The sequence below is a fragment of the Microbacterium tenebrionis genome (genome assembly GCF_020682665.1).
Classification (GTDB): domain Bacteria; phylum Actinomycetota; class Actinomycetes; order Actinomycetales; family Microbacteriaceae; genus Microbacterium; species Microbacterium tenebrionis.
Genome location: NZ_JAGTTM010000008.1, coordinates 22,062 through 30,314, shown reverse-complemented (window position 1 = coordinate 30,314; position 8,253 = coordinate 22,062). Strand labels below are relative to the sequence as shown.

The 8,253-nt window shown below is 70.5% G+C and carries 9 protein-coding genes and 1 rRNA gene; 9 read left to right on the top strand and 1 reads right to left on the bottom strand.

Annotated features, from left to right (window positions below; translation table 11 throughout):
• A 5S ribosomal RNA gene (gene rrf, locus KEC56_RS14150) occupies nt 1-70 on the top strand; the annotation flags it as partial.
• A 5-nt stretch (nt 71-75) separates the two neighbouring features.
• Here rrf and KEC56_RS13615 read toward each other — a convergent pair.
• Nucleotides 76-738 carry a hypothetical protein gene (locus KEC56_RS13615; protein WP_227531367.1) on the bottom strand — a complete coding sequence of 221 codons (663 nt, stop codon included), beginning with the start codon at nt 736-738 and terminating at the stop codon, nt 76-78.
• Here KEC56_RS13615 and KEC56_RS13610 point away from each other — a divergent pair.
• Genes KEC56_RS13610 through KEC56_RS13575 form a run of 8 tightly spaced genes read left to right on the top strand, consistent with a single transcriptional unit; the run spans nt 727 to nt 8,253 of the window.
• The gene (locus KEC56_RS13610; protein WP_227531366.1) at nt 727-1,320 is read left to right on the top strand and encodes a hypothetical protein; all 594 of its coding nucleotides are present in this window, start codon (nt 727-729) and stop codon (nt 1,318-1,320) included. The genes KEC56_RS13615 and KEC56_RS13610 overlap by 12 nt on opposite strands.
• On the top strand, nt 1,321-2,352 hold the full coding sequence (locus KEC56_RS13605; RefSeq protein ID WP_227531365.1) for an HAD-IIA family hydrolase: 1,032 nt from the start codon (nt 1,321-1,323) through the stop codon (nt 2,350-2,352). It begins immediately after the preceding gene.
• A 45-nt stretch (nt 2,353-2,397) separates the two neighbouring features.
• On the top strand, nt 2,398-2,577 hold the full coding sequence (locus KEC56_RS13600; RefSeq protein ID WP_175987485.1) for a hypothetical protein: 180 nt from the start codon (nt 2,398-2,400) through the stop codon (nt 2,575-2,577).
• On the top strand, nt 2,574-3,371 hold the full coding sequence (locus tag KEC56_RS13595; RefSeq protein WP_227531364.1) for a TlyA family RNA methyltransferase: 798 nt from the start codon (nt 2,574-2,576) through the stop codon (nt 3,369-3,371). The genes KEC56_RS13600 and KEC56_RS13595 overlap by 4 nt, the downstream gene beginning before the upstream one ends.
• Nucleotides 3,368-4,279 carry an NAD kinase gene (locus KEC56_RS13590; protein ID WP_175987488.1) on the top strand — a complete coding sequence of 304 codons (912 nt, stop codon included), beginning with the start codon at nt 3,368-3,370 and terminating at the stop codon, nt 4,277-4,279. The genes KEC56_RS13595 and KEC56_RS13590 overlap by 4 nt, the downstream gene beginning before the upstream one ends.
• Nucleotides 4,276-5,985 carry a DNA repair protein RecN gene (gene recN, locus KEC56_RS13585; protein WP_227531363.1) on the top strand — a complete coding sequence of 570 codons (1,710 nt, stop codon included), beginning with the start codon at nt 4,276-4,278 and terminating at the stop codon, nt 5,983-5,985. Before KEC56_RS13590 ends, recN begins: the two co-directional genes overlap by 4 nt.
• A 14-nt stretch (nt 5,986-5,999) precedes the next feature.
• Complete coding sequence (pyrG, locus tag KEC56_RS13580; protein ID WP_227531370.1) at nt 6,000-7,694, top strand: CTP synthase; 1,695 nt, start codon at nt 6,000-6,002, stop codon at nt 7,692-7,694.
• The gene (locus KEC56_RS13575) at nt 7,687-8,253 is read left to right on the top strand and encodes an NUDIX domain-containing protein (protein ID WP_227531362.1); all 567 of its coding nucleotides are present in this window, start codon (nt 7,687-7,689) and stop codon (nt 8,251-8,253) included. The genes pyrG and KEC56_RS13575 overlap by 8 nt, the downstream gene beginning before the upstream one ends.

The following is an 8,253-nucleotide window of genomic DNA, read 5'->3' as shown; positions in this document are numbered from 1 at the left end:
GGAAGCTAAGCCTCACAGCGCCGATGGTACTGCAGGGGGGACCCTGTGGGAGAGTAGGACACCGCCGGACTCCTTTTAGTCAAAATGGCCACCCAACGCAGGGTGGCCATTTTGCGTTAACAGAAGAGTTGAGAGAATCAGGACATGCCGAACGACGACGAGCGCCGACCGCGACGCGACGACGACAACCGCCCTGGAGACCGCCCTCGGCGGCCACGCCCTGATCGCTCTTCTCCTACCGGGCGCTCCGGCGCCTCTCGTCGCGACGGCGGTGCCCCGCGTCGTGATGGAGACCGCCGTGAGGGCGGCTACCAGCGTCGTGATGGTGCTGCGCCGCGTCGCGACGGCGGTGCCCCGCGTCGTGATGGCGACCGTCGTGAGGGCGGTTATCAGCGTCGTGATGGTGCTGCCCCGCGACGTGATGGCGACCGTCGGGAGGGCGGTTACCAGCGTCGTGATGGTGCTGCGCCGCGTCGCGACGGCGGTGCCCCGCGTCGTGATGGCGACCGTCGGGAGGGCGGCTACCAGCATCGCGAAGGCGGCAGCCAGCGTGATGGCCGCGGCTTCCCGCAGCGCGGGGGTGCCGGCCGTGAGCGCCCGGATCGTCGGTCCGAGGATCGTCCGCGTCACGATGACCCGGTCGTTCCCGAAGAGGTCACCGCGAAGGATCTGCAGAACGCGGCGCGCAATGAGTTGAAGACTCTGAGCAAGGAGAACGCGGAGCAGGTGGCGCGACACCTCGCGATGGCCGCGCAGCTCATCGACGAGGACCCCGAGCTCGCCCACAAGCACGCTCTCGCGGCATCCCGTCGCGCCGGTCGCATCGCGATCGTCCGTGAGACGCTCGGCATCACCGCGTATGCCACCGGCGACTTCGCCCTCGCGCTTCGCGAGCTCCGCACCTATCGTCGGATCTCCGGCAAGGACGACCAGATCGCGCTCATGGTCGACAGCGAGCGCGGCGTCGGACGCCCCGACCGCGCCCTCGAGGCCGGTCGTGCGGTCGACCGCAGCGCTCTGCCGACGCCCGTACGCGTGGCGTTGGCGATCGCGATGTCGGGTGCCCGCCTCGACCAGGGCGAGCCAGAACTCGCCCTCGGCGAGCTGCAGATCCCCGAGCTCGACCCCGACCGCGCCTTCGAGTGGAGCCCCGCGCTGTTCAGCGCGCATGCGGCGGTACTTGAAGACCTCGGGCGAGACGACGAAGCATCCTTCTGGGCCGCTCGTGCCGAGGTCGCTGCCGACGCGCTGGGCCTGAACGACGAAGACCATGAGGAGATCTTCATCGAGGACGGCCTCATCGAGGGTGAGGAATCCTGAGTGGGACTCTTCTCCAAAGCGCGCCCCACACCTCTGGACGGCGTCGACGTCGTCCTCGCTGACCTCGATGGCGTCGTCTATGCCGGTCCCGGCGCTCTGCCCCACGCGGTCGAGAGCCTGAACCGGGTCGCCGAAACCCGTCGGGTCGGCTACATCACCAACAACGCGTCGCGCACGGATGCGTCGGTGGCCGGCCACCTCACCGAGCTCGGTCTCTCCGTCGCCGCCGAGGATGTCGTCACCAGTCCGCAGGCGGCCATGCGCCTGCTCGCCACCATGGTGCCCGCTCCAGCGACGCTGCTGATCGTCGGGGGTGAGGGGCTCGTCGTCGAGGCGGAGAAGGCCGGTTACCGGGTCACCCGCAGCGCAGAGGACGCGCCGGATGCCGTCGTCCAGGGCTTCGCACCCGAGGTCGCCTGGACGGACCTGGCCGAGGCGGCATTCGCGCTCAAGGTGCCCGAGGACGAGGGCGGCATCCCCTGGATCGCCACCAACAGCGACTGGACGATCCCGCGCGAGCGCGGCGTCGCCCCCGGCAACGGCACTCTGGTCTCTGCCGTGCACACCGCTGTCGGCCGCCTCGCGACCGTCGCGGGCAAGCCGGAGGTCCCGATCTTCGAAGAGGCGATCGCCCGCTTCGACGCACACAAGACCCTCTTCATCGGGGATCGCCTGGACACCGACATCCTCGGGGCCGCGCGTGTCGGCATCGATTCCGCGCTCGTGCTGACCGGGATCGACCGGCCCAAGCACGTCCTCGCCGCCCCCGAGGGCTCGCGTCCGACCTATGTGCTCAGCGACCTGCGCGAACTGCATGAGCCGTACCCGACGGTCGAGCGCCGGAACGGCGCCGTGACGGTCAACGGGGCAACGGTGCGCGTCGTCGGAGGAGACGTCGAGATCCTCGCCGAGGGAAAGCGGCACATCGACCTCGTCCGCGCCGGCGCCCACGCCATCTGGGATTCGGGCACGCCGATCTTCGTGCTCGACGTCCCCGAGAAGCTCTACGACGACCCGTTCCACCGGCCCTGACGCGCCTCGGCGTCTCCGCGCCCGAAGGCACGTACAGTGGAAGGCGTGAACGACCAGACCCCGCAGCCGACCGATGGCCTGTGGAGCCGTCTGCGCTTGATCGAGGGCCAGCCGCTGGCGGCCAGGGCCGAGGCCTACACCGCCGTGCACGACGAGCTGTTCCGCCGGCTCGAGGCGGGCGCCAGACTCGATTCGCCGGGCGCATCGCCGTCAGGAGACCGGTGACGCGCCTCGACGCCGCTCTCGCCGCGCGCGGACTCGCCCGCTCGCGCACGCACGCCTCGACGCTGATCGCAGCAGGACTGGTCAGCGTCGACGGACGCCAGATCATCAAGCCCTCGGCCGGGGTCGCAGACGACGCCGTCATCGACGTCGCCGCGTCCGATCACTACGTCAGCCGGGGCGCGCACAAGCTCATTGCCGCCCTCGATGCGTTCGACGTCGCAGCATCCGGCCGGCTCGCGCTCGACATGGGGGCATCCACCGGCGGCTTCACCCAGGTGCTCCGCGAACGCGGCGCGCGCACGGTTCTCGCGGTCGACGTGGGTCACGGGCAGCTGGCCGCATCCGTGGCGGCCGATCCCGGCGTCGTCGAGGTCGAGGGCTTCAACGTCCGGTACATGACGCCGCAGAGCCTCGCCGAGGCGACCGGGGAGACCAGCGCGCCGGAGCTCATCGTCGGCGACCTCTCGTTCATCTCGCTCGAGCACATCCTTCCCGCCGCTGCCGCCGTCGCGGCATCCGATGCCGACATCGTCGTCCTCGTCAAGCCGCAGTTCGAGGTGGGGCGCACCGCGGTCAGGGGCGGTCTCGTGACCGACCCGGCGACGCGCGCGGATGCCGTCGCGCGCGTCGTCTGGCACGGCTGGGATGCCGGACTCGGGATGCTCGGCATCATCGCGTCGCCGATCCTCGGCACGCACGGCAACGCCGAGTTCCTCGTCCACATGGCGCCCGGACGCGGCAGCAATCCGACAGAATGGACGGAACGCATCGACGAGCTGGCAGGAGGACGATGAACGAGCGCAACATCCTGGTCGTCGCTCACGCCGGCCGGGACGACACGGTCGCCGCAGCCCGTCGCGTCATCGATCTTCTCCGCGGCGCCGGCGCGCGCCCCGTTCTCTCGATCGACGACCGCACCGAGCTGTCCGCCGTCGACGGAGGCTTCGCAGACGTCGACGTGCTGATCGACGACGTCGCGGTCGACGACCTCGAACTCGCCATCGTCCTCGGCGGCGACGGCACGATCCTGCGGGCGGCCGAGCTCGTCCGGAGCACGCGCAGCGCGCCCGTGCTCGGCATCAACATGGGCCATGTCGGCTTCCTCGCCGAGATCGAGCGCGATGCGATGGACGACGCCGTGCAGCGGGTCATCGACCGCGACTACGTCGTCGAGGAGCGCATGGCGCTGGCCGTGCGCGTCAAGAATGCCGCCGGCGACGTCGTCTACGAGACCTGGGCGCTCAACGAGGCCACGGTCGAGAAGGCGAGCCGGGAGCGCATGATCGAGGTGGTCGTCGAGATCGACGGCCGGCCCCTGTCGAGCTACGGCTGCGACGGCATGGTCATCTCCACGCCGACCGGCTCGACCGCCTACAACTTCTCCGCCGGAGGGCCGGTGATCTGGCCCAGCGTCGAAGCCATCACCGTGATCCCGCTGTCGGCCCACGCGCTGTTCGCCCGCCCCCTCGTCGTGAGCCCCGACGCTTCCGTGGCGATCGAGATGCTCGAGCGCACCAGCGGCACCGGCATCCTGTGGTGCGATGGACGGCGCTCCCACGACCTGCCGCCCGGAGCCCGCGTCGTCGTCCGGCGGTCGTCGCGCCCCGTTCGTCTCGCGCGCCTGCACCCGGCGGCCTTCACCGACCGTCTCGTCCGCAAGTTCCAGCTCCCGGTGGCGGGGTGGCGAGGAGCGTCCTCATGATCGAGGAGATGCGGATGCGCGGCCTCGGCGTGATCGACGACGCCGTCCTGCCGCTCGGACCGGGTTTCACCGCGATCACGGGTGAGACCGGCGCGGGGAAGACCATGGTCGTGACCGGGCTCGGACTCCTGCTGGGCAACCGTGCCGACTCGGGGGCCGTGCGCGCCGGAGCCGATCAGGCGTCCGTCGCCGGCGTCTGGGTCGTCCCCGCCTCCGGCGCCGTCGCCGACATCGTCGCGGATGCCGGAGGCGAGCTCGAGGAGTTCGGATCCGGCGAGGGCGGGACCGGGCAGGGCGAGCTCTACGTCTCGCGCACCCTCAGCGCCGAAGGGCGCAGCCGCGCCAGCGTCGGCGGCCGTGCAGCTCCCGCCGGCGTGCTGTCGGCGCTCGCAGATGAACTCGTCGTCGTGCACGGCCAGTCCGAGCAGCTGCGGCTGCGTTCGGCGGCCGCCCAGCGCGACGCCCTCGACCGCTTCGGCGGCGCCCCGATCGCCGCAGCCCTCGAGACGTATTCGAGCGCGTACACGCGGTGGCGCGAGCTGGATGCCGAGATCACCGATCTGTCCGAGAACCGGGATCGCCGTGCCGAGGAGGCTGCTCGCCTCCGGGAGCAGCTGGCGCTCATCGAGGCGACGGCGCCCGAACCCGGGGAGGATGTCGTCCTCGCCGAGCGTGCCGAGCGCCTCGCGAACGCCGAGGAGCTGCGGGTCGCGGCGTCCCTCGCCAGGGGAGCGATCTCCAGCGAGGAGGGCGAACCCGATGCGTCGGCGCTCGTCGCCGAGGCGCGGCGCCACCTCGAACGCTCCGCGGACTCCGCGCTGGCCGGCATCGCCGAGGGCATCGCCGACGTCGGCTACCGGCTCTCCGACCTCGCCCTGCAGCTGTCCGCCTACCTCGCCGATCTCGACGAATCGGGGCCGCACGAGCTCGCCGCCGTGGAAGAGCGCCGCGCGGCGCTGACGACTCTCGTCCGCACGCACGGCAGCCTCGATGAGGCGCTCGAGCTCTGGTCGAGCGGGTCGAACCGGCTCGCCGAACTCGACGACGACGGCGACCGCCTCGAGCGGCTGCAGAGCGAGCGGGATGCCGCGCGCGAGGCGCTCGACGCCGCAGCATCCGCCTTGACGGACGCGCGCAGCGAAGCGGCATCCCGGCTCGGCGCCGCCGTCACCGAAGAACTCCATGCGCTGGCTATGCCCGACGCCCGGCTCGAGGTCGCCGTCCGCGAGGGCGCGGAGAGCTCGCACGGGCGCGACGATGTCGCGATCCTCCTCGCACCGCACCCCGGCGCCGAACCGCGCTCGGTCGCCAAGAGCGCGTCGGGCGGCGAGCTGTCCCGCGTGATGCTGGCGATCGAGGTCGTGATCGCGGGCACCGATCCGGTGCCGACGTTCGTGTTCGACGAGGTGGATGCCGGCATCGGCGGCGCCGCGGCCATCGAAGTCGGGCGGCGCCTGGCCCGCCTGGCGGAGTCCTCGCAGGTCATCGCCGTCACCCACCTGGCGCAGGTCGCGGCGTTCGCGTCGAATCACCTGTCGGTCGTGAAGTCCAACGACGGCGCCGTCACCGCGTCGAGCGTCCGGCGCCTGGACGGACCCGAGCGCGAGGCCGAGATGGCCCGACTGCTCTCGGGTCTCGCGGACTCCGACGCCGCACTCACCCATGCCCGTGAACTGCTCAGCCTTTCGGCCCCGGCGAACTGTTAGGATTGAAGCCCGTGATGAACTCTTCTGAGGCGCGGCCCGACAACGACACGACCAAACACATCTTCGTGACTGGTGGTGTCGTTTCTTCGTTGGGGAAGGGCCTGACGGCTGCGAGCCTCGGCAACCTCCTCACCGCGCGCGGACTGCGCGTCGTGATGCAGAAGCTCGACCCGTACTTGAACGTCGACCCCGGCACGATGAACCCGTTCCAGCACGGCGAGGTGTTCGTCACCGATGACGGCGCGGAGACCGACCTCGACATCGGGCACTACGAGCGCTTCCTCGACATCAACCTGTCGCAGGCGGCCAACGTCACCACCGGCCAGATCTACTCCCAGGTCATCGCCAAGGAGCGCCGCGGCGAGTACCTCGGCGACACCGTGCAGGTCATCCCGCACATCACCGACGAGATCAAGCGCCGCATGCGCCTGCAGGCGACCGAGGAGCCGCGCCCCGACGTCATCATCACCGAGGTGGGCGGAACCGTCGGCGACATCGAGTCGCAGCCGTTCCTCGAGTCCGCCAGGCAGTTGCGCCACGAGCTCGGCCGCGACAACGTCTTCTTCGTGCACGTCTCGCTCGTGCCGTTCATGGGCGCCTCCGGCGAGCAGAAGACCAAGCCCACCCAGCACTCCGTCGCAGCTCTCCGCCAGGTCGGAATCCAGCCCGACGCACTGGTGCTGCGCAGCGACCGGCCCGTCAGCGAGTCGAACCGCAACAAGATCGCCCTCATGTGCGACGTCGACGCCGAGGGCGTCATCAACACGGTCGACCTGCCGAGCATCTACGACATCCCGTCGACGCTGAACGACCAGGGCCTCGACTCGTACATCGTGCGACGTCTCGGTCTCGACGGAAAGGCTGCGGACGAGGTCGACTGGTCGCGCTGGCAGAAGGTGCTGCAGGCCGTCCACAACCCGAAGCACGAGGTGACGATCGGCCTGGTCGGCAAGTACATCGACCTGCCCGACGCCTACCTGTCCGTGACCGAGGCGCTGCGCGCCGGCGGTTTCGCCCACGAGGCGCACGTCAGCATCCGGTGGATCCCGTCCGACTCGTGCGAGACGCCCGAGGGCGCGGCCAAGGCCCTGTCCGACCTCGACGGGATCTGCGTGCCCGGCGGCTTCGGCATCCGCGGCATCGAGGGCAAGCTCGGCGCTCTGAAGTTCGCGCGCGAGCAGGGCATCCCCACGCTCGGCCTGTGCCTGGGCCTGCAGTGCATGGTGATCGAGTACGGCCGCAACATGGCCGGCATCGCCGGTGCGTCCTCGAGCGAATTCGACCCCGAGACCTCGGAGCCCGTCATCGCGACGATGGCCGAGCAGGTCGAGATCCTCGACGGCGGCGACCTCGGCGGCACCATGCGCCTGGGGCTGTACGAAGCCGCCCTCGCCGAGGGGTCGCTGGCGGCCGAGGTGTACGGCACCACGAAGATCTCCGAGCGCCACCGTCACCGCTACGAGGTCAACAACGCCTACCGTCAGGGGCTGTCGGACGCCGGGATCGTGTTCTCGGGCCTCAACCCCGAGCTCGACCTCGTCGAGTTCGTCGAGCTGCCCCGCGATGTCCACCCGTACTACATCGCCACGCAGGCTCACCCCGAGCTGCGCTCGCGCCCGACCGATCCGCACCCGCTGTTCCGCGGACTCATCGGCGCGGCGATCGACCGTCACCGCGCCAGCGAGCTGTTCGACGTCGAAGATGAGTGAGGCCCTGCGGGACGAGCCCTTCGAGCCGGAGGTCCTCCAGAGCGACCTGGTCTACAAGGGCTGGATCTGGGATGTCCGTTCCGATCGCGTCGCGTACGGTGACGGCGAGATCGTCCGCGAGTACGTGGATCACACCGGCGCTGTCGCCGTCGTCGCCCTCGACGACGACGGACGCGTGCTGCTGATCCAGCAGTACCGGCATCCGATCCGCCACCGGGACTGGGAGCTGCCCGCGGGCCTCCTCGACATCGAGGGCGAGGACCCGATGATCGCAGCCCAGCGCGAGCTGGCCGAGGAGGCCGACCTCCGAGCGCGCGACTGGCAGCAACTCGTGTCGACGTGGACGACGCCCGGCGGCAACAACGAGATGATCCGCATCTACCTGGCCACGGGCATCGAGGCGGCCCCGTCCGCCTTCGAGCGCGAGGACGAGGAGGCGGACATCCGTCTGGAATGGGTGCCGTTGGCCGAGGCTGTGGAGGGCGTGCTGGAGGGGCGGCTGCGCAACGGCATCCTCTCGCTCGGAGTGCTCGCGACCGAGCGGCGCCTGCGGGGCTGA

Coding starts and splice junctions, on each gene's coding strand:
- KEC56_RS13590 (WP_175987488.1), top strand. CDS start 3,368: ATGAACGAGCGCAACATCCTGGTCGTCGCTCACGCCGGCCGGGACGAC.
- recN (WP_227531363.1), top strand. CDS start 4,276: ATGATCGAGGAGATGCGGATGCGCGGCCTCGGCGTGATCGACGACGCC.
- pyrG (WP_227531370.1), top strand. CDS start 6,000: ATGAACTCTTCTGAGGCGCGGCCCGACAACGACACGACCAAACACATC.
- KEC56_RS13575 (WP_227531362.1), top strand. CDS start 7,687: ATGAGTGAGGCCCTGCGGGACGAGCCCTTCGAGCCGGAGGTCCTCCAG.